The sequence below is a fragment of the Streptomyces shinuiensis genome, assembly GCF_043660855.1.
Classification (GTDB): Bacteria; Actinomycetota; Actinomycetes; order Streptomycetales; family Streptomycetaceae; genus Streptomyces.
Genome location: NZ_JBIHML010000001.1, coordinates 2,725,714 through 2,747,321, shown reverse-complemented (window position 1 = coordinate 2,747,321; position 21,608 = coordinate 2,725,714). Strand labels below are relative to the sequence as shown.

Annotated in this window: 23 protein-coding genes; 17 read left to right on the top strand and 6 right to left on the bottom strand. The window is 73.5% G+C overall.

The window, feature by feature from the left end:
• Positions 1-158: 158 nt before the first annotated feature.
• From ACGRHY_RS12330 to ACGRHY_RS12320, 3 genes are all read left to right on the top strand, one after another.
• A complete protein-coding gene (locus ACGRHY_RS12330) occupies positions 159-494 on the top strand; it encodes a YbaB/EbfC family nucleoid-associated protein (RefSeq protein WP_394635394.1) in 336 nt (111 codons plus the stop codon).
• A 125-nt stretch (positions 495-619) separates the two neighbouring features.
• Positions 620-1,219: a recombination mediator RecR gene (gene recR, locus ACGRHY_RS12325; RefSeq protein ID WP_093657343.1), complete on the top strand. Its 600-nt coding sequence runs from the start codon at positions 620-622 to the stop codon at positions 1,217-1,219.
• Positions 1,212-1,901 (top strand): DUF5063 domain-containing protein, encoded by a 690-nt coding sequence (locus ACGRHY_RS12320; RefSeq protein ID WP_394635393.1) that lies wholly within the window; start codon positions 1,212-1,214, stop codon positions 1,899-1,901. Before recR ends, ACGRHY_RS12320 begins: the two co-directional genes overlap by 8 nt.
• Positions 1,902-2,024: 123 nt before the next feature.
• Here ACGRHY_RS12320 and ACGRHY_RS12315 read toward each other — a convergent pair whose 3' ends face one another.
• The 4 genes from ACGRHY_RS12315 to ACGRHY_RS12300 all read right to left on the bottom strand — a co-directional run bounded on the left by ACGRHY_RS12315 (position 2,025) and on the right by ACGRHY_RS12300 (position 6,050).
• On the bottom strand, positions 2,025-5,147 hold the full coding sequence (locus ACGRHY_RS12315; protein ID WP_394635392.1) for an FG-GAP repeat domain-containing protein: 3,123 nt from the start codon (positions 5,145-5,147) through the stop codon (positions 2,025-2,027).
• A 215-nt stretch (positions 5,148-5,362) separates the two neighbouring features.
• Positions 5,363-5,590 carry a DUF7848 domain-containing protein gene (locus ACGRHY_RS12310; RefSeq protein ID WP_394638025.1) on the bottom strand — a complete coding sequence of 76 codons (228 nt, stop codon included), beginning with the start codon at positions 5,588-5,590 and terminating at the stop codon, positions 5,363-5,365.
• Between the two features lie 2 nt (positions 5,591-5,592).
• The gene (locus ACGRHY_RS12305; protein ID WP_394638214.1) at positions 5,593-5,808 is read right to left on the bottom strand and encodes a hypothetical protein; all 216 of its coding nucleotides are present in this window, start codon (positions 5,806-5,808) and stop codon (positions 5,593-5,595) included.
• On the bottom strand, positions 5,805-6,050 hold the full coding sequence (locus ACGRHY_RS12300; protein ID WP_394635391.1) for a hypothetical protein: 246 nt from the start codon (positions 6,048-6,050) through the stop codon (positions 5,805-5,807). Before ACGRHY_RS12300 ends, ACGRHY_RS12305 begins: the two co-directional genes overlap by 4 nt.
• A gap of 113 nt (positions 6,051-6,163) precedes the next feature.
• On the opposite strand from ACGRHY_RS12300, the gene ACGRHY_RS12295 reads away from it, so the two are divergent.
• From ACGRHY_RS12295 to ACGRHY_RS12270, 6 genes are all read left to right on the top strand, one after another.
• Positions 6,164-7,018 carry a helix-turn-helix domain-containing protein gene (locus ACGRHY_RS12295; RefSeq protein WP_394635390.1) on the top strand — a complete coding sequence of 285 codons (855 nt, stop codon included), beginning with the start codon at positions 6,164-6,166 and terminating at the stop codon, positions 7,016-7,018.
• Positions 7,002-7,208: a DUF397 domain-containing protein gene (locus ACGRHY_RS12290; RefSeq protein ID WP_394635389.1), complete on the top strand. Its 207-nt coding sequence runs from the start codon at positions 7,002-7,004 to the stop codon at positions 7,206-7,208. The genes ACGRHY_RS12295 and ACGRHY_RS12290 overlap by 17 nt, the downstream gene beginning before the upstream one ends.
• A 157-nt stretch (positions 7,209-7,365) precedes the next feature.
• Positions 7,366-7,752, top strand: coding sequence for a YciI family protein (locus ACGRHY_RS12285; protein WP_394635388.1), 387 nt, complete (start codon positions 7,366-7,368; stop codon positions 7,750-7,752).
• Positions 7,753-7,864: 112 nt separating this feature from the next.
• Positions 7,865-9,067: an RNA polymerase sigma factor gene (locus ACGRHY_RS12280; protein ID WP_394638024.1), complete on the top strand. Its 1,203-nt coding sequence runs from the start codon at positions 7,865-7,867 to the stop codon at positions 9,065-9,067.
• Between the two features lie 123 nt (positions 9,068-9,190).
• The gene (locus ACGRHY_RS12275; protein WP_394635387.1) at positions 9,191-9,466 is read left to right on the top strand and encodes a hypothetical protein; all 276 of its coding nucleotides are present in this window, start codon (positions 9,191-9,193) and stop codon (positions 9,464-9,466) included.
• A gap of 584 nt (positions 9,467-10,050) precedes the next feature.
• Positions 10,051-10,920 carry a Uma2 family endonuclease gene (locus tag ACGRHY_RS12270; protein WP_394635386.1) on the top strand — a complete coding sequence of 290 codons (870 nt, stop codon included), beginning with the start codon at positions 10,051-10,053 and terminating at the stop codon, positions 10,918-10,920.
• On the opposite strand, the gene ACGRHY_RS12265 is transcribed toward ACGRHY_RS12270, so the two are convergent.
• Positions 10,863-12,032, bottom strand: a complete 1,170-nt coding sequence (locus ACGRHY_RS12265; protein WP_394635385.1) for a zinc-dependent alcohol dehydrogenase — start codon at positions 12,030-12,032, stop codon at positions 10,863-10,865. The genes ACGRHY_RS12270 and ACGRHY_RS12265 overlap by 58 nt on opposite strands.
• The gene (locus ACGRHY_RS12260; protein ID WP_394635384.1) at positions 12,029-12,700 is read right to left on the bottom strand and encodes a hypothetical protein; all 672 of its coding nucleotides are present in this window, start codon (positions 12,698-12,700) and stop codon (positions 12,029-12,031) included. The genes ACGRHY_RS12265 and ACGRHY_RS12260 overlap by 4 nt, the downstream gene beginning before the upstream one ends.
• On the opposite strand from ACGRHY_RS12260, the gene ACGRHY_RS12255 reads away from it, so the two are divergent.
• The 8 genes from ACGRHY_RS12255 to ACGRHY_RS12220 all read left to right on the top strand — a co-directional run bounded on the left by ACGRHY_RS12255 (position 12,699) and on the right by ACGRHY_RS12220 (position 21,507).
• Positions 12,699-13,298 carry a Uma2 family endonuclease gene (locus tag ACGRHY_RS12255; RefSeq protein ID WP_394635383.1) on the top strand — a complete coding sequence of 200 codons (600 nt, stop codon included), beginning with the start codon at positions 12,699-12,701 and terminating at the stop codon, positions 13,296-13,298. The genes ACGRHY_RS12260 and ACGRHY_RS12255 overlap by 2 nt on opposite strands.
• Positions 13,299-13,503: 205 nt before the next feature.
• On the top strand, positions 13,504-14,775 hold the full coding sequence (locus ACGRHY_RS12250; RefSeq protein WP_394635382.1) for an aspartate kinase: 1,272 nt from the start codon (positions 13,504-13,506) through the stop codon (positions 14,773-14,775).
• Positions 14,772-15,866: an aspartate-semialdehyde dehydrogenase gene (locus ACGRHY_RS12245; protein ID WP_394635381.1), complete on the top strand. Its 1,095-nt coding sequence runs from the start codon at positions 14,772-14,774 to the stop codon at positions 15,864-15,866. Before ACGRHY_RS12250 ends, ACGRHY_RS12245 begins: the two co-directional genes overlap by 4 nt.
• 567 nt (positions 15,867-16,433) lie before the next feature.
• Complete coding sequence (locus tag ACGRHY_RS12240) at positions 16,434-17,024, top strand: SigE family RNA polymerase sigma factor (protein ID WP_394635380.1); 591 nt, start codon at positions 16,434-16,436, stop codon at positions 17,022-17,024.
• The gene (locus tag ACGRHY_RS12235; RefSeq protein WP_394635379.1) at positions 17,021-18,313 is read left to right on the top strand and encodes a hypothetical protein; all 1,293 of its coding nucleotides are present in this window, start codon (positions 17,021-17,023) and stop codon (positions 18,311-18,313) included. Before ACGRHY_RS12240 ends, ACGRHY_RS12235 begins: the two co-directional genes overlap by 4 nt.
• 77 nt (positions 18,314-18,390) lie before the next feature.
• Complete coding sequence (locus ACGRHY_RS12230; protein ID WP_394635378.1) at positions 18,391-19,245, top strand: SURF1 family protein; 855 nt, start codon at positions 18,391-18,393, stop codon at positions 19,243-19,245.
• 93 nt (positions 19,246-19,338) lie between these two features.
• Entirely contained in the window at positions 19,339-19,563 is a 225-nt protein-coding gene (locus tag ACGRHY_RS12225; RefSeq protein WP_394635377.1) for a hypothetical protein, read from the top strand.
• Positions 19,564-19,821: 258 nt separating this feature from the next.
• The gene (locus ACGRHY_RS12220; protein WP_394635376.1) at positions 19,822-21,507 is read left to right on the top strand and encodes a sensor histidine kinase; all 1,686 of its coding nucleotides are present in this window, start codon (positions 19,822-19,824) and stop codon (positions 21,505-21,507) included.
• The last annotated feature ends 101 nt before the right edge of the window (positions 21,508-21,608 follow it).

Below are 21,608 nucleotides of genomic sequence, written 5' to 3'. Positions count from 1 at the left end.
GTCGTCCGTCCGCGGGAGACGGGATCGTCCGGTCCTCACGAGGCCAACAGGCCGGGGGAGCGCGTACGCTCAGTGGTACGGAGTACGAGGCGGACGCGTACGCGGCGAGCACGTGTACGCACGCGCACATGTCGTCGAGCGAGCCAGGAGCGGATCCCGTGATTCCCGGTGGTGGCCAGCCCAACATGCAGCAGTTGCTTCAGCAGGCCCAGAAGATGCAGCAGGACCTCGCTGCGGCCCAGCAGGAGCTGGCCGACACCGATGTCGAGGGATCGGCGGGCGGCGGCCTGGTGAAGGCCACGGTCTCCGGTTCCGGTGAGCTCAAGGGCCTGGTGATCGACCCCGAGGCGGTGGACCCGGAGGACACCGAGACCCTCGCCGACCTGGTCCTGGCGGCCGTCCGCGACGCGAACGCCGCCGCGCAGGAGCTCCAGCAGCAGAAGCTCGGCCCCCTCGCCCAGGGGCTGGGCGGCATGCCGGGCCTGCCTCTCTGAGGACGGCCGGGCACGGACCGTGCGCCGGGTGCATGGCGCACCGAAAAGCGGAAACGAGCGTACGGTCGGCGCTGGGACCGTACGGGAGTGACAAGGGCAGAGCGGGAAGAGTGGAGTAGGCGACCGTGTACGAAGGCGTGGTTCAGGACCTCATCGACGAGTTGGGCAGGCTGCCCGGCGTCGGTCCCAAGAGCGCGCAGCGGATCGCCTTCCACATCCTGCAGGCCGAGCCGGCGGACGTCCGCCGGCTCGCCCACGCGCTGACCGAGGTGAAGGAGAAAGTCCGGTTCTGCGAGGTCTGCGGCAACGTCGCGGAGGCCGAGCGGTGCAGGGTCTGCCAGGACCCGCGCCGCGATCCGTCGGTCATCTGCGTCGTGGAGGAGCCCAAGGACGTCGTGGCCATCGAGCGGACGCGCGAGTTCCGGGGGCGCTACCACGTCCTCGGCGGCGCGATCAGCCCGATCGAGGGCGTGGGCCCGGACGATCTGCGGATCAGGGAACTGCTGGCCAGGCTCGCCGACGGCACCGTCACCGAGCTGATCCTGGCCACGGACCCGAACCTCGAAGGGGAGGCGACGGCCACCTACCTCGCGCGCATGGTGTCCTCCATGGGCCTGCGCGTGACCAGGCTGGCCAGCGGCCTCCCCGTCGGAGGAGACCTGGAGTACGCCGACGAGGTCACGCTGGGACGTGCCTTCGAGGGGAGAAGACTGCTCGATGTCTGAAGCCAAGCCCGAGAACCGCGGCCAGGACCCCGGCCAGGACCCCGGCCGGGACCGCAGCCCGGACGACTTCGCGGTGCAGATCGCGGATCAGGTCGAGAGCTTCCTCGTGGCGGTCACCGAGGTGGCCAAGGGGGACGAGCCGGACAGTGCCGTCCCGTACCTGCTGCTGGAGGTGTCCCAGCTGCTGCTCGCGGGCGGGCGCCTAGGCGCCCACGAGGACATCGTCCCGGAGGAGCGGTACGAGCCGGACACCGGCCCCGAGCCGGACGTCGACGAGCTGCGCATGCGGCTCGCCCGGCTGCTGGACCCGGTGGACGTCTACTCGGAGGTCTTCGACCCGTACGCGCGCAGCGCCCCGGTCGCCTGCCGCATCTCCGACGACATCGCCGACGTGGTCACCGACCTGCGCCACGGCATGGCCCACTACCGGGCCGGGCGGATCAGCGAGGCGCTGTGGTGGTGGCAGTTCTCCTACCTGTCCAACTGGGGCCCCACCGCCTCCGCCTCCCTGCGCGCCCTGCAGTCGCTGGTGGCCCACGTCCGCCTCGACACCCCCCTCGACGAGTTGGAGGGCCTGGACACGGACACCGACGCCGACGACCTCCAGCTGGAGAGGGAGGCCGGCGCGGTGATGGCGGCGGAGATCGCCGCCCCGCTGGGCATCAAGCCTGCGCGCGACTGATCAGAGGCTGACGACCCGAGCACGGTCCGCCCGCGGGGCGGCCCCGTACGCGGAAACCGGCCCCGGGCCGGGCGCGGGATGCGCCCGGCCCGGGGCCGGAACGGGGAAGTCGGTCGGCAGCGGTCAGAACAGGCCCTTGTAGCCGCCCCAGCCGGTGCCGATCCCGGTGCGCTTGGTGAAGGTGCCGTCGCCCTTGCCGTGGTTGCGGTAGAGCACGCCGTCGGTGTTCCGCACGACGATGTCGGCGTGGCCGTCGCCGGTGATGTCGCCGGCGCCGACCACCGTGTCGTAGGACAGCCCCCACTTCGCGGAGAGCAGGACGCGGCTCTTCAGCAGGCCGGTGCCGGTGCCGTCGTAGCGGAAGAGGGCGCCGTCCTTGCGGTGGGCCAGCAGATCGCCGTGGCCGTCGCCGTTCAGGTCGCCGACGCCGACGATCTTCGTGTACGTCCACCCCGAGCGGATCTTCCTACCCGCCGCCAGCGTCCCGTCGGCCTTGGCGGCGAACAGATGGATGTCGCCGGTGGTGGTCCGGCGTGCCAGCAGGTCGGCACGCCCGTCGCCGGTCAGGTCGCCGGGGGAGGTCAGCATGTCGTAGGCGTCCCAGCCGGTGCCCAGGCCGGTGTAGGGGGTGTCGGGGGCGACCGCCTCCCCGCACTCGGGCCGGTAGCCGCGCAGTTCCCCGTCCGGCATCCGCACCAGCAGGTCGTTGCAGCGGTCGCCGTCGAGGTCCCCGAAGGAGACCGGGGTGATCTGGTTGGACCACCCGTAGGCGCTGGTCTTGCCGGAGAAGCCGCCCGATCCGTCGCCGTGCTGGAAGGTCAGCCAGCCGCCCGGGCTGACGGTCACCAGATCGCTCACCCCGTTCGGCTGCCTGGCTCCGGCGTGGTCGTGGCGTATCTGGCCGCCGCCGCGCAGCACGGTCGTGCCGCCGTAGGTCAGGGCGGGGCCGTGGCCGTCGGCCGGGGTGACCGCCAGCGTCCAGTCGTACCGGCCGTCGGGCAGGAACACGTCCGGGGAGTCGCCTGGGTGGAGTCCGTGCCAGCCCACCTCCAGCCGGCCGCGGGCCGCGCCGCCGGTGGAGGTGTTCACCGTCCGGCCGGTCACCGCGTCCCGCACGGTCAGCGTCCAGCCGGCGGCCGGCTTGGACAGCAGCACCGAGGTCAGCGGGCTGGGCGCGGCCTCGGCGGTGGCCCCCCACACCTCGGGGGCCTTGCTCGGTGCGCCGACGGCGGTCGGCGCGCCGGTGGGCGCACCGGAGGGCACCAGGTGGACGCGCTCCCGGTCGTCCACCCAGGCGGCGTGGCCGCCGAACTCGTCCACCGTCCAGCGCACATGGCGCTGCGAGCGCCCGGTGTCGGGCAGACTGCCGATGACCCGGCCGGCGGCCGCTCCGCCGGTCACGGTGGTCAGCGTCAGGTCGCCGGACGCGCGGTCGTGGGTGACCAGGTAGCCGTCGCCCAGCAGCGCCTCACCGGCCGGCACGGCCACCGTCGTCCCCGCCTCCCGGTCGTGGACCACCGACGGCGCGGTGCCGGAGCAGTCGACGTACAGCCACCGGCCCACGGCCTGGAGCTCCTCCGGAGCGCAGCCGGCCCCGGTGTCCACCGTCGCTGCCGTCTTCTTCGCGGCCAGGTCGTAGCCGGTGACGGTGCCCGGCTCGGCGCCCGGGGTCCACAGCACATCGCCCCACACCGCCGCCGGGCCCGGCTCACGGGTGAGCACGGGGGGCCCGTGGTGTCCGATCCTGAGCACGGTCTGCTGTCCGGGCGCGGTGTGGACGAGGTAGTGGCCGGACACGTCCGTGATCCGCCCACCGGAGGGGACACGCTGTTCGGAGTAGTCGTTGTGGTGGACGGACGGCCAGCCGCTGTTGGCGCGGAGGCTGTCGGTGTCCTCGGTGGCCCGGAGCAGCCAGGCGATCCGTCCGTCCGCGGGGCTCAGGATCCGCTCGCAGCCGATGTCCTGGGTGGGGCAGAGGGGGATGAACGAGCCGTCGCCGAGGAACCGGGTGCGCTCGCCCGCCTCGGGGGCGCCGGTCGTGGGCAGCGTGCGCGCCCAGCTCCGCCGCCGGTTGTGGCCCGCGGCGCTGTCGGCGACGACCAGGCGGCCGTGGGACAGCGTCAGCCCCTGGATGTCCAGGGGCGGGCGGGGCAGCGGTTTGAACACGGTGGCGGCGGGCCGGCCGTCGCCGTCCGCGGCCAGGCGCTGCAGGGCCCACTCGCCCGTGGTGTCCCGGGCGACGACGGCGGCGGTGCCGCCGGGGCCCGCGGAGACCCAGGGGCGTGCCCGGTCCAGGAGCGTGACCGGCTCGCCTCCCGCCATGGGCGCGGCCTTGACCACCACGAGGTTCGGCCCCGCGCTCTGTGTGTAGACCAGCCAGTCGCCCACCGCGGCCAGGTTGAGCGACGGCTGGACGTCCCCGCCCTCGATCAGGGTCTCGGCCGGGGCGGCGGCCGGGTCGGTGCGGGGCACCGACAGGACGGCAGGAACGGAGGTGCTGTACATCACGAGGCGGTCCTCGGTGAGGGCCGCGTAGTGGTAGCCGCTGGGAAGCGGTGCGGTCCAGTTCTCGACCCGCCCGGTCGCGCGGTCGGCGAGGACCATCCGCCGCTGCCCGTCGATCTGCGCGCTGAACACCAGCGTTCGCTCGTCGGCTGCCAGCGGGTTGCCGACGAGGGAGCCCGCGGGCAGCCCGGTGACCGCCACGTCCCGCGTGGTGCCGTCGGGTTCCGCTGTCAGCAGGTGCATCACCCGGACGTCCGTGCCGTCCTCGACCGTGACCGTGTGACGGGTGACGACCGTGCTCCCGAGGGTCCGGTAGTAGGAGTGCCCTTCGGGGATCGGCACGGTGCGGGTCGTCCGCCCGACCGCGTCCCACAGGAGGACCTGGTCGTCCACCCGGTAGGCGAGGGTGTCGCCGCCGGTCGCCTGGGCGTAGACGTCGTCCCCCTCCGGCTCGGACACGGGGAAGGTCTCGCCGTCCGAGTAGCGCGTCCACACCAGGCCGGAGTGGCCCTCCAGACGGTGGAAGGCACCCAGAACGCCGACGCCGTCCAGGTCCGACGGGCTGTTCGTCGAGAACAGCGACACGGACAGGTCCGCGGAGCGCTGCGTGGCCGGGACCACCGTCTCCTGCGGGGTGTCCGACGCCGACGCCGACGCCGGTGCCGGGACGAGGGCGAGCAGACCGGTCGCCAGCGAGAGCGCGGTGGCCGTCGCCAGGGCGAGACGGGCTTGCTGGTGCATGCGGGAACACTCCTGCTGCCTGCGGGGGGCGTGGTGCGGCCCCGGTCGGTGGGGGTGATTTCCGCCCAACATCCCTGTTTTGCGGGGTATTTGGCGCAGGGATTCCGGGCGCACGGCCATTGGGAGACCAACGAGGGTGCCCGAGGGTTGTACGGGAGCGCCACGGGGGCGCGCCGCACCGCCGTCGCACCGCCGCCCCACCGGCCGGACGGCCGTCAGCGCATCCACGCCCGCCATGGGCGGTGGATGATCTCGCGGTAGGTGTGGTGGGAAGGATGGCGTCCCGCGTGGGCGAACGCCCAGCGCTGGGCGTCCTGGAAGTCGACGCCGGCTCCCGATCGCCGCCCGCACACCGCGCACTCCATCGCGTACGTGACGGGCTCGGCGTCGGGCTCGCGGTCGGGCTCCAGCGTCCAGCTCGCGAAACGGATCACACTGCGCATGCTCACGGCAGCCTCCTCGTGCGGTCGCGGTTGATCTCGGTGACCCGGGCGCGCAGTTCCTCGCACGTCCCGGCCGGCCGCAGCGCGTCGGCCGGGCAGTCCCACTCCAGCCCTCCGCCGGGCGGCCGGAGCTGCACCAGCCCGCCCACCGCCCCCATCACCTGCCCCACCCGGTCGCTGCGGCCGTCCACGACGTACGAGCCGACGACCGGGTTCACCTCTTCTCACCCTCCGTCACCGGCCCCGCGAGCGCGGCGGCCAGCCGCCGCGCCGTGGCGGGGGTGCAGCGGCCCAGCTCCACCAGCGGCGGATCGACCGTCTCGCCCGCGTACGAGACGAGGTCCACGCGCAGAGAGGGAAGCGTGACACCCGCGCCGAGCAGCGCTTTCCGCAGCTCGTCCACCGCCTCCTCCGCGACGCCGAGCCGTTCACGATCGGGCTGCCGTCCTGTCACGACCACGCCTGGCCTCCTGTGCATGCCGAGAGTTTCCGAATGGATACCCAGAGTGGCCGCCGAAAGCTGCGCTCGCCAGGGTTAGACCGATGCGGTGAACCTTGTTGGGGAGTGACGCCATGGCCAGTGGTGGCAGTGGACCGGGCCGTCCCGGGCGGCCGAAGATCGGCTGGGGGTTCTTCGGATCCGAGCCGAGACGCCGCCGCGAGGCGGCGGACGTCACCCAACAGGAGCTGGGTGAGCGGGTGTTCTGCTCGGGCTCGTACATCGGGCAGTTCGAGTCGGCGGTCCGCAGGCCGCAGTTGGAGCCGGCCCGCCGCTTCGACGAGGAGCTGGACACGGACGGTTACTTCGCCCGGATGTGCGAGGAACTGGTCAACAGCTCGCCGTTCGCCGACTACTTCGCCGAGGCGGCGGAGTTCCAGACCCTCACCACCACGATCTGCACCTGCTCGCCGACTCTGGTGCCGGGGCTGCTCCAGACCGAGGGGTACGCCCGCGCGGTCTTCCGGGCGGCTCAGCCGTTCCGCCCGGCCGAGCGGAACGAGGAGGGCGTCAGGAGCCGGATGGAGCGGGCGCGGCTTCCGGAGGGTCCGACAGCCCCCGAGTTGTGGGCGATCCTGGACGAGAGCATCCTGCGGCGCCCCATCGGCAGCGACGCCGACATGGCTGAGCAGCTGCGGCACATCACCGAACTCGCCAAGGGCGACCGGGTACTCGTGCAGGTGCTGCCGTTCAGCTCGCGGGCGCACGCGCTGCTGGAGGGGAACCTGACCGTGATGACGTTCGTGGACGCGCCGCCCGTGGCGTACGTTGAAGGCCCTTTCAGCGGGGAGTTGTTGGACGATCCGGCAGTGGTGGGCAAGTGTGAGGCCGCCTTCGACCACGCGAGGGCGTCCGCGCTGTCGCCCGACGTCTCCCTGGCCATGATCGAGTCGGCGGCGAAGGAGTACGAGCGTGGGTGTGAAGCGTGATCTGACTGGCTCGCACTGGCGCAAGTCGAGCTACAGCGGAGGCAACAACGGCGACTGTGTTGAGGCCGCCGACAACCTCCCCGGCCTGATACCGGTGCGCGACTCCAAGCGGCCGTCCGGCCCGGTGGTCGTGTTCTCCGCCGAGGGCTGGGGGCCGTTCGTGGCGGCCGTCCGGGGCGGCCGGCTCTGAGGCGGGGCCGGGCCGGAATCGGGCCGGAGCAGGGCCGGAAAAAATTCCTGGGAAAAAACCAGGGGAGCTGTCGATCCGGCCGTCTCCCGATCGACGCATGGGTGAGAGGCGGGAAGAGAGTCCGCCTCCACCACCCGAACCGAGCAGAGGAGCCACCATGCCCCGCTTCATGTCGCTGATCCAGATCGACGAGCAGAGCATCGCCGCCCAGGCCCCCGACCCCGACTTCGAGAAGCGCATGGGCGCGCTGTTCGAGGAGATCACCAAGGCCGGGGTCATGCTGGACACGGCCGGGCTCACTCCGACCTCCCAGGCCACCCGGCTCACCTGGTCGGGCGGGAAGATCAGCCAGACCGACGGCCCCTTCACCGAGACCAAGGAGGTCGTCGGCGGCTACGCGCTCGTCCAGGTCAAGGACAAGGCCGAGGCCCTGGAGTGGACCCGGCGGTTCCTGGAGGTCCACCCGGATCACTGGAGCGTCACCGCCGAGGTCCGCCAGATCGAGGAGGCGCCGTCCGACCCGTCCGAACTTCCTTGCCCCTGACGCCGCGCGGCTGCTCTGATGGGTGGCTGTGACGGGAACGGACGTGGTCGGCACGGCCGGTACGGGCAGTGCGGGCAGTGCGGGCAGTACGACGGCCGAGACGGTCGAGACGGTGTTCAGGATCGAGTCCGCGCGGATCATCGCCGCCGTGGCCCGCGTCGTGCGGGACGTCGGGCTGGCGGAGGAGATCGCGCAGGACGCCCTGGTGACGGCGTTGGAGCAGTGGCCGGAGTCAGGCGTACCGGATCGGCCGGGCGCCTGGCTCACGGCCATCGCCAAGCGGCGCGCGATCGACCTCGTGCGCCGCAGGGAGACGTACGCGCGCAAGCTGGCCGAGGTCGGGCGGACGCTGGAGGACACCCCGCCGCCGCCCGAGCCCGCCGATCCGCAGGACATCGACGACGACCTGCTGCGGCTGGTCTTCACCGCCTGCCACCCCGTCCTCTCCACGGAGGCCCGGACCGCCCTCACGCTGCGGCTGCTGGGCGGGCTGACGACACAGGAGATCGCCCGCGCGTTCCTGACCTCCGAGGCGACCGTCGCCCAGCGGATCGTGCGGGCCAAGCGGAAGCTGGCGACGGCCGGGGTGCCCTTCGAGGTGCCCTACGGCGACGACCGGGCCGGGCGGCTGTCGTCCGTGCTGGAGGTCGTCTACCTGATCTTCAACGAGGGCTACTCGGCGACGGCCGGCGACGACCTGTGCCGCCCGGCGCTGTGCGAGGACGCCCTGCGCCTGGCGCGTGTGCTGGAGGGGCTGATGCCGGGCGAGCCCGAGGTGCACGGGCTGGCGGCGCTGCTGGAGCTCCAGGCGTCCCGCATCCCGGCGCGCACCGGTCCCGGCGGCGAGCCGGTGCTGCTCGCCGGGCAGAACCGCGCCAGGTGGAACCGCATGCTGGTCCTGCGCGGCCTGGAGGCCCTGCGGCGCGCGGGGAAGGGCCCGTACGGCCCGTACTGCCTCCAGGCGGCGATCGCCGCCTGCCACGCGCGGGCGGTGCGGTACGAGGAAACGGACTGGGCGGTGATCGCCACGCTGTACGGGCGGCTGGCGGCGCTGACGCCCTCGCCGGTGGTGGAACTGAACCGGGCGGTGGCCGTCTCCATGGCCGAGGGGCCCGAGGCCGGGCTGAGGCTGGTGGACGCCCTCACCGATGAGCCCGCCCTGCGCGGCTACCACCTGCTGCCCAGCGTCCGGGGCGACCTGCTGGAGCGCCTGGGGCGCGGGGAAGAGGCGCGCGCGGAGTTCGAACGCGCCGCCTCCCTGACGCACAACGAGCGCGAACGGGAACTGCTGCTGGGACGCGCCCGGCGCTCGTGACCCGAGAGCCGGAGAGCCGGAGAGCGTTCGGTGCGGGAAGGGGCCCGCCCGGCACGGGATGCCGGGGTCGGTGAGACCCTCTCCACGAACGTGCCCCGGACGGGGAGTGCGGGGAGGGAAGCGATGTCGGTGTTCTTCTGGACGGTCACCGCGGTGATGGCCGTGGCGCTGGGAGTGGCGGGTGTGTCGGCCCTGGCCACGGGACGCCTTCTGTTCCCCTGGCCGCGCCGGAGCGTGAGGCGGCCGGGTGTGTGGGGCGCCGGCGCCCTGCTGATGGCGGCGTCGCTCGCGGTGGGCCGGTGGGTGTCCCCCGGAATCCACCTTCCGCTCATGCTGGGCGGACTGGCGCTGGTCCTGCTGGCCCAGACGGGCAGGGCGCGCGGTGCGTCCCCGGAGTGAGGGCCGTCGCGGGGCCCGGGGCTCGGGTCCCGGGACTCGAGCGCTGCTTGTGAGGAATGGGCGGGTTGGTGCAACCCGCCCACCCTCCCGTACGGCCCCGTGCAGCGCGCGTACAACAATCGCACCTGCGGGGATGACCTGAGGTGACCGGGTCACGACGATCGGTGGCGCCGGTGTGGCGTGCCGATCGAAGAACTCGACCCCCGGCGGTGCGCCAACACCGGTCGGGGGTCTGACCACCCAGATCGGTAAGGACGATCCTGTGGCTGCAGAAGACCTCAGCGCCGGCATGCCCGCGCACAAGCACCCCATGGCGTCACCGGGCTACGGAAAGCGAACCGCGCCCGGCCAACGGCCGCGTACGGCGGCCGGCTTCGCGCACCTGCCCCGGCGCGAGGCGTCCGTCGCCGCCTACCTCGACCGGCTGCCCGACGGCGCCGACATCTCCGTGAAGACCCTGGCCAAGGTGCTGCCGGACTACGGGCAGTGCGCGCTGGGCACGGTGCTGCGGCGGCTGTCGGAGGCCGGGCACCTGCGTGCGGCGCGGGCGCGAGCACATCACCGGCGGCGGCAGCCCGCGCCGGGTGACGCGCACGTACTTCTCGCGGACGGCGCGCGGCGACGCGTGGTGGGCGGCGTTCCTGGCGGGGGAGCATCCGGAGGACGAGCCCGCAACCGTCCCCGCCCCCGCACCGGCCCCCGGGCCCGTACGGCCGCCGCGCTCGCGGGCGTACGGCGTGCTGGCCGGGCTCGGCCGCGCCGAGCCGCGCATGACGCTCTCGGCCGCCGACTGCGCGGCCCTGGAGGAGCCGGCCGGGCAGTGGCTGGAGCGTGGGGCCGACGAGCGGCAGCTCACCGGCGCGCTGACCGCCGGGTTGCCACCGGAGGTCCACCACCCGGCCGCCCTCGCCCGCAGGCGCCTGACGGACAGGCTCCCGCCCGAGCCCGCACCCGGGCCGGCAGCCGCGCCCGGCCCCGCCTCCGGCCCGCCGGAACCGGCCGTGCTGCGGATGGCGGAGTGCACGGTGTGCGGCGTCCCGGGCCGCCCCGAGGCCTTTCCCGGCGGCCTGTGCCGCGACTGCCGCGGCCTGCCACCTGCCGCCCCGGCCGGTCCCCCGCCCGCCGAGGTCACGTCGTACGGCCCGGACACCGGTCGGCGTGACCGGGTGGACAAGCGCGACGCCTACGCGGCGGCGGGCACCCCCGTCCATCTCCTCGTCGACCGCGACGACCACAGCGTCACCGTGCACTGCGAGCCGGAGGGCGGCACGTACCGGAGCCGGACGACGCGGCCGTACGGGGCCGTGGTGGAGATCCCCGACCCGGTCGGGATCACGCTGCGGACGGAGAAGCTCAAGGACTACGCCCGACGTGCCCGCCGGGGGCACCCGGCGGGCTACGGGTGGAAGACCGCGCGCACGCAGCCGTCCTTCTTGTGCTTGAACATGTCGTAGCCCTTGGCCGCCCGGTCCAGGGACATGGTGTGGGTGGCCAGGTGGGCGGTGTCGATCTCGCCGGCGGCGATGCGCTCCAGCAGCATCGGGATGTAGCGCTGGCCGTGTGTCTGCGCGCCGCGCAGCGTCAGCCCCTTGTTGACGACCGTGCCGAGCGGGAACTTGTCGACCGCTCCGGCGAAGACGCCCAGCACGAAGACCGTGCCGCCCTTGCGGCAGGCGTGGACGGCCTGGCGCACGGCGGTGGGGCGGTCGGCCTGGAGGCGGAGCCGGTGCCTGGCCCGGTCGTACAGGTAGCCCGGCCCGTTGCTGTGGGCCTCCATGCCGACGGCCTCGACGCACACGTCCGGGCCCCGGCCGCCGGTGCGCTCGCGCAGTTCGGCGGCGACGTCGGTGGAGGTGTAGTCGACGGTCTCGGCGCCGGCGTACGTCTCGGCCATCGCCAGCCGCTCGGTGTAGCGGTCGATGCAGATGACGCGTTCGGCGCCCTTGAGGACGGAGGCCCGCGCCGCCATCTGGCCGACCGCGCCGCAGCCCCACACCGCCACCACGTCGCCGGGTTTCACACCGCCGAGGTCGGCGCCCATCCAGCCGGTGGGCACGGCGTCGGAGGCGAACAGCGCGCTGAGGTCGTCGACGCCCTCGGGGACGGGGAAGGCGCCGTAGTCGGCGAAGGGTACGCGCACGTACTCGGCGTGGCCGCCGCGGATGCCGCCCATGGCGTGCGAGTAGCCGAAGGTCCCGGCGGTCTCGTGGCCGAAGAGGGCCTGGCCGAGGCCGGGGTCGGTGTTGGTGTTGTCGCACAGCGACCACATGTCGTTCTGGCAGTACCAGCAGCGGCCACAGCCGATGAAGGAGCACACCACGACCCGGTCGCCGACACTGTGGCGGCGCACCCCGGATCCGGTCTCGACCACCTCGCCGACGAACTCGTGCCCGATCACGTCACCGGGCCGCATGGCGGGGATGTAGCCGTCGATGAGGTGCAGGTCGGAACCGCAGGTGGTGCTCAGCAGCAGGCGCACGACGACGTCCTGGTCGTTGCGGATCTCCGGTTCGGGGATCTGCTCGACCGACAGCTTGTCGACGCCTTCCCAGCACAGAGCCCTCACAGCACTCCCTCCCCACCCGCGCGCCTCGACGCCAGTCCGACGGCCTTGCCCCCGGCCGTGTCGCCGCGCCCGGTCGGCGGCGCGTCCGGCAGCATCACCTCACCGGTCTCCAGAAGGGACTTGGCCTCGCGCAGCGCGCGCCGCACCTCCTGGCGCGGGTCCTTGCCCGCGAGCCGGGACGGTGGTGAGGCGGAGGCGGGCGGCGCGGGTTCGCGCAGCCGGGCGGCCAGCTCGGTGCCGCGGTCGCCGGGGGCGGGCCGCACTGTGATCTCCAGCGCGTCGCCGAACTCGTCCAGCGGGTGGGGCGGGCCGCCGTGGGGCATCACGTCGGTCGGTGCGCGGTTGATGGTCACGACCAGCCAGCGGCGGCCGTTCTCCCGCGCCCTGCGCCGTGCGGACGCGGCCCCGCGCAGGGCCGCCGCGCCGGCCCCGGCGCCCGCGAGGACCAGCGCCGTGCGTGCCAGTTGGTTCATGGCCTTCCGCCTCCCGCTCCGTCTGCCGTCGTTGCCGTCCGTACCGTCGTTGCAGGGGTGTCCGGGGTACCCCCGGACGGCAGCGGCCATGCGCGGCGGGGGCTGGCGGCCGGGCGGGGCGGTGTTCACCCGTACGGGCGATGGAACGGGGAAGTCGCCGGGTAGGCTGACGAAGTCGGCGAGGATACGGCTCATGGGAGCAGTGATGAGTGTCGAGCCCGAGTACGCGTGGCCGCGACCGCCGGCGGGCGGGTACACCGCCGAGGACCTGGACCGGATTCCCGATCTGCCCCCGCACACGGAGCTGATCGACGGGAGCCTCGTCTTCGTGAGTCCGCAGACCGCCTTTCACATGCGCGCGATGCGCCTGCTGGAGCACCGTCTCCTCCAGGTGGCCCCGCCCGAGCTGGACATCGTCCGGGAGATGACCGTCACCCTCGGGAAACGGGACCGTACGGAACCGGACGTCATGGTCGTCAGGGCCGAGGCGCTCACCGGCCCGCGGCAGACCGGCTACCGCCCCGAGGACGTCGTGCTGGCCGTCGAGGTGGTGTCGGACGACTCCGAGGCGCGCGACCGCGAGACCAAGCCGCGCAAGTACGCCGCGTCTGGGATCCCGCACTTCTGGCGGGTGGAGGCGGGGGAGGACGGCTGGAGCCCCGTCGTGTACGTCTTCGAGCTGGAGCCCGCCACCCGCACCTACGCCGTGACCGGCATCCACCACGATCGGCTGAAAACAGATGTCCCGTTTCCGGTGGATATCGACCTGACCGCGGTCGCGCGGCGGGTGTGAGCTGCGCAACGTTCCCGTGTGAAGAGCCCGTGAGCGGGCAGGGGTGCCCGCTGAGCCGGTGCGACGTGGCGCCGCGCCGCGCTGCTTGTGGGCGGTACATCTCACGATGTGGTAGAGGCGGGGTCGAGAAGGCCTGCTCGGTAAACTGAAGCGACCGCTGGGCTCCTGTACGGGAGCCCCGGAAGACAGATTACGAGGAGCGCACGTGGGCCCTGTCGTGCAGAAGTACGGCGGCTCCTCCGTTGCCGATGCCGAAGGCATCAAGCGCGTTGCCAAGCGAGTCGTCGAAGCCAAGAAGAACGGCCACCAGGTGGTCGTCGTGGTTTCGGCGATGGGTGACACGACGGACGAGCTGATCGATCTCGCTGGAGAGGTGTCCCCGGTCACATCCGGGCGCGAGTTCGACATGCTGCTGACCGCCGGAGAGCGGATCTCCATGGCCCTGCTGGCGATGGCGATCAAGTCCCTCGGCCACGAGGCGCAGTCGTTCACCGGGAGCCAGGCGGGTGTCATCACCGACTCCGTCCACAACAAGGCCCGCATCATCGACGTCACGCCGGGCCGTATCAAGACCGCGCTGGACGAGGGCAACATCGCCATCGTCGCCGGTTTCCAGGGCGTGTCCCAGGACAAGAAGGACATCACCACCCTGGGCCGGGGCGGCTCGGACACCACCGCGGTGGCGCTGGCCGCCGCGCTGGACGCCGAGGTCTGCGAGATCTACACCGATGTCGACGGCGTCTTCACCGCCGACCCGCGGGTCGTGAAGAAGGCCCGCAAGATCGACTGGATCTCGTTCGAGGACATGCTGGAGCTGGCCAGCTCCGGCTCCAAGGTGCTGCTGCACCGGTGCGTGGAGTACGCACGCCGTTACAACATCCCGATCCACGTCCGCTCCTCCTTCTCCGGGCTTCGGGGCACGTGGGTCAGCAACCAGCCGCAAGGGGACCAGCCGATGGAGCAGGCGCTCATCTCCGGTGTCGCACACGACACCTCCGAGGCGAAGATCACGGTCGTCGGAGTGCCGGACAAGCCGGGCGAGGCCGCGAAGATCTTCCGGGCCATCGCGGACGGCGAGCTGAACATCGACATGGTGGTGCAGAACGTCTCCGCCGCGTCCACCGGTCTGACCGACATCTCCTTCACCCTGCCCAAGACCGACGGCCGCCGGGCCATCGAGGCGCTGGAGCGGGCGAAGGCCGGCATCGGCTTCGACTCCCTGCGCTACGACGACCAGATCGCCAAGATCTCCCTGGTCGGCGCGGGCATGAAGACCAACCCGGGCGTCACCGCCACCTTCTTCGAGGCGCTGTCGGGTGCCGGGGTCAACATCGAGCTGATCTCGACCTCCGAGATCCGTATCTCGGTCGTCACCCGCAAGGACGACGTCAACGAGGCCGTCCGCGCGGTGCACACCGCGTTCGGCCTGGACAGCGAGAACGACGAGGCGGTCGTCTACGGGGGCACCGGGCGATGACCCCCGCCGGGGGATTCCCCCGAGCCCCGATCGGTCGCGCCGACCGGCCCACTCTGGCCGTGGTCGGCGCGACCGGGGCCGTCGGCACCGTGCTGCTGGGGCTGCTGTCGGAGCGCGCGGACGTCTGGGGGGAGATCCGCCTGGTCGCCTCGGGGCGTTCGGCCGGCCGCAAGCTGGCGGTGCGCGGTGAGGAGATCGAGGTCCTCGCCCTGGGCGAGGAGGTCTTCGACGGTGTGGACGTCGCGATGTTCGACGTGCCCGCCGGGGTCGCGGCCCACTGGGCGCCGGTGGCGGCGGCCCGTGGCGCGGTGGTGGTGGACAACTCCGGCGCGTTCCGGGCGGATCCGGACGTACCGATGGTCGTTCCCGAGGTCAACGCCCACGCGGTGCGGGCCAGGCCCCGCGGCATCGTCGCCGGTCCCGGCTGCGCCACCCTGGCGATGATCGTGGCACTGGGGGCCCTGCACGCGGAGTGGGGCCTGGAGGAGCTGGTCGTCTCCACCTACCAGGCCGTCTCCGAGTCCGGGCGGCGGGGCGTGGAGACCCTGCGCGAGCAGCTCACGGCCGTGGCCGGCACCGAGCTGGGCGTCCACCCCGGCGACATACGGCGCGCGGTGGGCGACACCGGCCCGTACGCGGCACCGATCGCGCTCAACGTGGTGCCCTTCTCCGGGGCGCCGGCCGGGGACGGCTGGACGACCGAGGAGCTGGCGGTCCGAGAGGAGACCCGCAGGGTCCTGGGCCTGCCGGGACTGCGTACCACCGCCACCTGTGTGCGCGTACCCGTCGTCACCACCCACTCGGTGTCGGTGCACGCGCGCTTCGAGAGCGAGGTCTCGGTGGGCAAGGCGCACGAGATCCTGGCGAACGCGCCGGGTGTGGTGGTGTGCGACGATCCGGCGGCGGGCGAGTTCCCCACCCCCGCCGACGCGGTCGGCACCGATCCCGCCTGGGTGGGGCGGGTGCGGCGCTCGCCGGACGACCCGCGGGCGCTGGAGCTGTTCGTGTGCGGCGACAACCTCCGCAAGGGCGCCGCGCTCAACATGGCGCAGATCGGCGAGCTGGTCGCGGCCGAGCGGGCCGGAGACTGACCGGAAACCGACCGGAAACCGACCGGAAACCGCCGCCGGTCCCGCCGTCATGGTGGTTGCGCCGCGGCCTTGGCGCGACCCCGGTGCGGCCTTGGCCCGGCCCTGACGCGGTCTTTGGCCCGGCACCGCGCCGCCGAGGGCGCCTGACGGCCCCGGCGCGCCCGGCCCCGGTGGTCCGGAGGCGGGCGGAGGGCGGGCCGTGCGCTCCGGCGCCGGGGGCCGGATCCGGACGCGGCGGTGCCGACTGTGAAGGACTCGTGATGAAGTCATACCTGGTAACCGCTTGATCCAGACCAGCCTTCTGGATGAGGATTTTCCTTCACATGCCCGGAACCGCGATCCGGGCGCGGGCGTCTCCCGTTCCACTGCCGGAAGCCGAAGGCGCCTGTTCGGCGGCGGAGAGGAAGAGGTGGTACGCATGCGGTCGTCCGGTTCGCCGGGAAGAACGACGCTCCGCGCGTACAACCCTGACGGGGGGAAGCGTGTCCAACAGGCGTGGCAGAGGCACTCGGAATCACAACGGCGCCCGTACGGGCCCCCGCGGGCGGCGGTACGCCCGGCAGGGGCATGCCCGTGATCGCTCCCTGGTCGGCTTCCCGTCCCGCACGGCTCCCCTCGCAGTCGAGGGACGCTGACGGCACGATGGCAGCGAGCACCGCAGTGGCGGGCACCACCGTCGACCACCTCACCGAGACCTACCAGGCCCACTACCGCTCCCTGCTCGGGCTCGCCGCCCTGCTGCTCGACGACACGGCGTCCTGCGAGGACGTGGTGCAGGAGGCGTTCATCCGCGTGCACTCGGCGCGCAGACGGGTGCGGGAGCCGGAGAAGACGCTGTCGTATCTGCGACAGACCGTCGTCAACCTCTCCCGCTCCACGCTGCGCCGCCGCATCCTGGGGCTGAAGCTGCTCTCCAAGCCGATGCCGGACATGGCCAGCGCGGAGGAGGGCGCGTACGCGCGCATCGAGCAGGACGAGTTGAAGAAGGCGCTGCGCAAGCTCCAGCGCCGCCAGCGGGAGGTACTGGTCCTGCGGTACTTCGCGGACATGACCGAGTCGCAGGTCGCCGAGACGCTCGGCATCTCGCTCGGCTCGGTGAAGGCATACGGCTCCCGGGGCATCGCCGCCCTGCGGGTCGCGATGGAGGCGCCCGCATGAGCGGCGACGGACGGCACGAGGAACAGCGCGACCCGCACGGTGAACCCGGAGCCGGACACGGTGCGGGCGGCGGGCGGGAGACGACGGAGCCGGACGCGGGCGGCTCGCCGGGCGAGGACCCGGCGGGCCCGGCGGACGCCCCGGCGGATTCGGCCGGCCTGGACGAGCGGTCGCTGCGGCTGATGCTGCACGGCGCCGTCGAGGACGTCGCGCCGGCCCCGGACGCCCTCGAACGCCTCCACCACGCCGTACCCGCCCGCCGGGCGCGCCGCAGGCAGCTGACGGTCGGGGCGGCCGCGGCCGCACTCGTCATCGGCGTGGCCACTCCCGCCCTGGTGCAGAGCGGCGTCATCACCCGGGTCCTGGACGGCACCACCACCAACGCCGCCAGCGCCCACAACCGGCAGGAGGGCGCCGGGGCGGGCGGCCAGAGCGGCGACGCCGCGAACCAGGGCGCCGACCATTACTCCGCGGGCGGCGGACGACAGGACGCGGCGGGGTCGCGCGAAGGCTCCGGCAGGGACGGCTCCGCTTCGTTCCCCGAGACCGGCGACACCCTCGGCCCCACCTCACCGAGCTGCCTGCGCTCCCAGATCGGCGACGGCGGCTCCACGGTGAGCCCCGCCGACGCGGACGGCCATGTGTACGGGGCCTTCGAGGTCACGAACATCTCGGAAGACTCCTGCCTGGTGGACGGGTCCGACACCGTCACCGCCACCCCGGTGGGCGCCGCGGACCCGACCGGCTTCGGCGTCGTCGCCCACACCTCCGGCGGCAGGGCCTCCAAACTGCCCGACCCGCAGCTCGAACCCGGCTCGTTCGTCCTGGAGCCGGGCAAGGCGTACGTGGTGCGGTTCGCCTGGGTGCCGAGCGAGGGCGGCGGCACCACCGGCTGCCCGGCGTCCCCGGGCCCCGATCCGACGGCTCCCGGCGACTCCTCCGGAGGCACGGACTCCGGCGGCGGGAGCGGCGGCACCGGTGGAAGCGGCGGCACCGGGGGCACCGGCGGGAGCGGAGGCACGGACTCCTCCGGAGGCACCGACACCGGCGGCGGCACGACACCCCCCGCCGGCGGCGAGGGCGGCGAGGGCGTCGAGGAGCCCGCCGAGGGCAGCGGCGTCAGCCCCCAGCTCGCGTACGACAGCGATGGCTCCGGCCCGGGCGCCACGGCGGCCTCGGTCGTCCTGCGCTACGTGCCGGCGGCGGGCGAGCCGCGCATCGGCAAGATCGAGATCGCCGGGGCCTGCGCCGGGACGGTGTACCGCACCGGCCCCGTCCCGGTGGGCTGACACGGGCGGATCCGCGGGCGGCACGCGGAGCGGGGGCGGATGGGCCGTCCCCGGCCCGCCCCCGTACCGTTGAGGGTGTGTACCGGTTCCTGCTGACCCCGCGCTGGTGGGTGATCAACCTCTTCGTGCTGCTGTCGATCCCCGTCTGCCTGTTCATGGGGAGCTGGCAGCTGAGCCGCTTCGAGGACCGTGTGGACTCCCACCAGGCCCGGCAGGAGCGCTCGGCGGAGGGGAACCCCGAGGCCGGCGCCAGGCCGCTGGACGATCTGCTGCCCCTCACCCAGGAGACCGTCGGCCAGGCCGCCCGGGCCACCGGCCGCTACGACGCGGGCCGCGAGTTCCTGGTGCCCGGCCGCCGCATCGGCGACCGCGAGGGCTTCTACGTGCTGACCCCGCTGCGCACCGGCGACGGCCGGGCCCTGCCCGTCGTACGCGGCTGGCTGCCGGGCGAGGCCGACCCCGCGCGGGTGCCCGCGCCACCGGCCGGCGAGGTGAGCGTCACCGGAGTGCTCCAGGCGCCGGAGAGCCAGAGCTCACCGGGCGCCGTCGGCGTTGCCCTGCCGCGGGGCCAGGTCGGCATCATCGGCGCGGCCACGCTGGTCAATCTGGTGCCCTACGAGGTGTACGACGCGTGGATCACCGTCCAGCGCGCGCAGGGGCCGATGGAGGCGGTGCCGCCGGTCGCGGCGGCGGGCACCGGGCTGGACCTGAAGGCGTTCCAGAACCTGGGCTACACCGCGCAGTGGTTCGTCTTCGCGGGCTTCGTGGTCTTCATGTGGTACCGGCTGTTCCGCCGCGAGACGGAGGCCGCCCGCGATCTCGCCCTCGGTATCGAGGCGCCCACCGGGCCGTCCGCGGAACCGCCCCCGGTACGGGAGGAGACCGCCGCGGCAGGCGCCGGCGCTCCGTCCGCGGAGAAATCCGCTTCCTGACACAGGGTCCGCCCTCCCTCCACGCCTGGGCCACGACGACGAGGAACGGCGTACGCCCCCCGCGGACGCGTACGCCCACGACGCGGAGGAAACATGAGCAAGCAGCGGTTCTTCGCGGCCGGGGCCGCCACCGTCGCACTGGCGGGCCTGGGCGGTACGGCCTTCGCCCTCCAGGGGCAGAGCCAGGTTCGGAGCCAGGGGCCGGACGGCGGCCGGGGGCGACGCGTCCCGCCGCCGCCCCCGAGCGTGCGGCCGTACGAGCCGGTGGAGACCGGCCGGGACGCGCTGCTCGGACTGCGTGGAGCAGGGCGGCTGTGACGAAAGGTAAGGCGGCGGTCGCACCGCGCACGCGCATGGACCCCCCGGGAAGGTCGTGGTCGCACCTCATCGTGTCCGCCGCGGCGGAACGGCCCGAGCACCCGTCCACCGGCTCGGCACACGCGCTGCGTGATGCATGGTTACTATGACGAAGGCAATCGCATGAGAAGGCAACTTCCCTTCTCCCAGCGGGCTTTCGGCCGTCGTTTGTCTTCCGAACCGCATCACTCGCCCCCACACAGCCACAGGGATTGCGCGATGTCAGATCCTGCCGCCCCCGGCCAGCACCGAGTGCCCGGAGGACGTCTGCCCCTCGCCTTACTCGCCGTCTGCCTGACGGCGCTCGTGGCGGGTGGCGCGGCGGGCGCCGCGGCGGCCCCCGACAGTACGCGCCCCTGGGTGCTGGGCGTGATCGCCGTGGCCGGGGTCGTGGCCGTCGCGGCCTTCCTCGCCACCGTCCTGACCGTGCGGCGGACGACCACCGCCTCCGCGAACGCGGCGGCCGAGACCGGCACGCTGCGCCGCCAGGCCGAGCACCGGCAGGCGCACACCGCGCACCTGGCCGACTCCGTGCTGCCGGCGGTCGCCGAGCGGCTGCGGACCGGTGCGCGGCCGGAGGAGGCGCTGGCCGGAATGCCCCTCCCGGAGGACCTGCCGCTCCAGCGGCTCCTCCACGCCTTCGCGCACGAGGTCTCCTCCGCCACCGGGCAGCGGCTGTCCGCGCAGGCCGAGCGGGACGAGGCGGTCCGGCAGGCGCGGGCGGCGGCGGACGGGGTGGACGACCTCCTCACCGACGTCCTGCCCGGGACCTTCGAGCGGCTGCGCGGCGGCGCCTCGGCGGGCACGGTCCTGGCGAAGGTACCGCGCCCCGACGACGAGCGGCTGGCCGCCCTGACGGAGTTCGTGATCCGGGAGTACGCGACCAGCGAGCGGCGGTCCGCCGCCGCCCGTACGGCCGGCACCAAGGCCCTCAGCCGGGTGCAGGCGGCGGCCGTGGGCATGCTGGCGGACCTGCGCGAGATGCAGGAGCGCCACGGCGAGGAGGTCTTCGGCGACCTGCTCAGGCTGGACCACAGCACCTCGCAGATCGGACTGCTCACCGACCGCCTGGCCCTGCTGATGGGCGGCCGCGCCAGCCGGGCCTGGAACAAGCCGATCATCATGGAGAGCATCCTGCGCGGCGCGGTGGGACGCATCGCCGCCTACCAGCGGGTCCGTATGCACTGCGCCAGCGGCACCGCGATCGCCGGATTCGCAGCCGAGGGCGTGATGCACCTGCTCGCGGAGCTCATCGACAACGCGGCGAACTTCTCCCCGCCCATCGACGAGGTCAACGTCTACGTCGAGGAGCGCACCGCGGGTCTCGTGGTCACCATCGAGGACAGCGGACTGCGCATGTCCGACGCCGCGATGCGCCGCGCGGAGAAGGCCGTCTCCGGCGAGTCGACCGACCTCGCCCGCCTCCAGGGCACCCGGCTCGGTCTGGCCGTGGTGGGAATGCTGGCCCACAAGTACGGCATCCGCGTGAGCTACCGGCCCTCCTCCCGGGGCGGCACCGGTGTGGTGGTCCTGCTGCCGCCGCACCTGCTGGCCCAGCAGCGCGCGGAGGCCACGCCCGCGGTCGCGGTGCCGGCGGCCAGGGCTCCGCGGCAGGCCCAGGCGCCCGCCACCGGGCCCGACCTCCCAGCCCCGGCCGCCCCGGCCGTTACGGCCGCGTCCGCACCGCCGGACACCGCCGGGACCCCGGCGCCCGCGGCGGGGGAGACCACCCACGGGCTGCCGGTGCGCCCCCGGGGCCGCACCCTGGCCCGGGCCGACAGCGCCCGCGAGCGGGCGGCCGACGCCTCCGCCGGCCTTTCGCAGCGGAAGCGCACCGCCCGTGACGCCGGAGCGAGCTTCGGGGCGTTCCACCGCTCCAGGCGCCCCGAGAACCCCTCCGAGTAGGCGCGCCCCTCCGACGCAACCGGGGCGCCCGTCCCTCCGGCGGGCGCCCCACCCCCCAGCGAAGACCGTGAGATTGGAGGCACGGGCCGGTGGCCGGACAG

Coding starts and splice junctions, on each gene's coding strand:
- ACGRHY_RS12320 (WP_394635393.1), top strand. CDS start 1,212: ATGTCTGAAGCCAAGCCCGAGAACCGCGGCCAGGACCCCGGCCAGGAC.
- ACGRHY_RS12315 (WP_394635392.1), bottom strand. CDS start 5,147: ATGCACCAGCAAGCCCGTCTCGCCCTGGCGACGGCCACCGCGCTCTCG.
- ACGRHY_RS12310 (WP_394638025.1), bottom strand. CDS start 5,590: ATGCGCAGTGTGATCCGTTTCGCGAGCTGGACGCTGGAGCCCGACCGC.
- ACGRHY_RS12295 (WP_394635390.1), top strand. CDS start 6,164: ATGGCCAGTGGTGGCAGTGGACCGGGCCGTCCCGGGCGGCCGAAGATC.
- ACGRHY_RS12285 (WP_394635388.1), top strand. CDS start 7,366: ATGCCCCGCTTCATGTCGCTGATCCAGATCGACGAGCAGAGCATCGCC.
- ACGRHY_RS12275 (WP_394635387.1), top strand. CDS start 9,191: ATGTCGGTGTTCTTCTGGACGGTCACCGCGGTGATGGCCGTGGCGCTG.
- ACGRHY_RS12255 (WP_394635383.1), top strand. CDS start 12,699: ATGGGAGCAGTGATGAGTGTCGAGCCCGAGTACGCGTGGCCGCGACCG.
- ACGRHY_RS12260 (WP_394635384.1), bottom strand. CDS start 12,700: ATGAGCCGTATCCTCGCCGACTTCGTCAGCCTACCCGGCGACTTCCCC.
- ACGRHY_RS12245 (WP_394635381.1), top strand. CDS start 14,772: ATGACCCCCGCCGGGGGATTCCCCCGAGCCCCGATCGGTCGCGCCGAC.
- ACGRHY_RS12240 (WP_394635380.1), top strand. CDS start 16,434: ATGCCCGTGATCGCTCCCTGGTCGGCTTCCCGTCCCGCACGGCTCCCC.
- ACGRHY_RS12235 (WP_394635379.1), top strand. CDS start 17,021: ATGAGCGGCGACGGACGGCACGAGGAACAGCGCGACCCGCACGGTGAA.
- ACGRHY_RS12225 (WP_394635377.1), top strand. CDS start 19,339: ATGAGCAAGCAGCGGTTCTTCGCGGCCGGGGCCGCCACCGTCGCACTG.
- ACGRHY_RS12220 (WP_394635376.1), top strand. CDS start 19,822: ATGTCAGATCCTGCCGCCCCCGGCCAGCACCGAGTGCCCGGAGGACGT.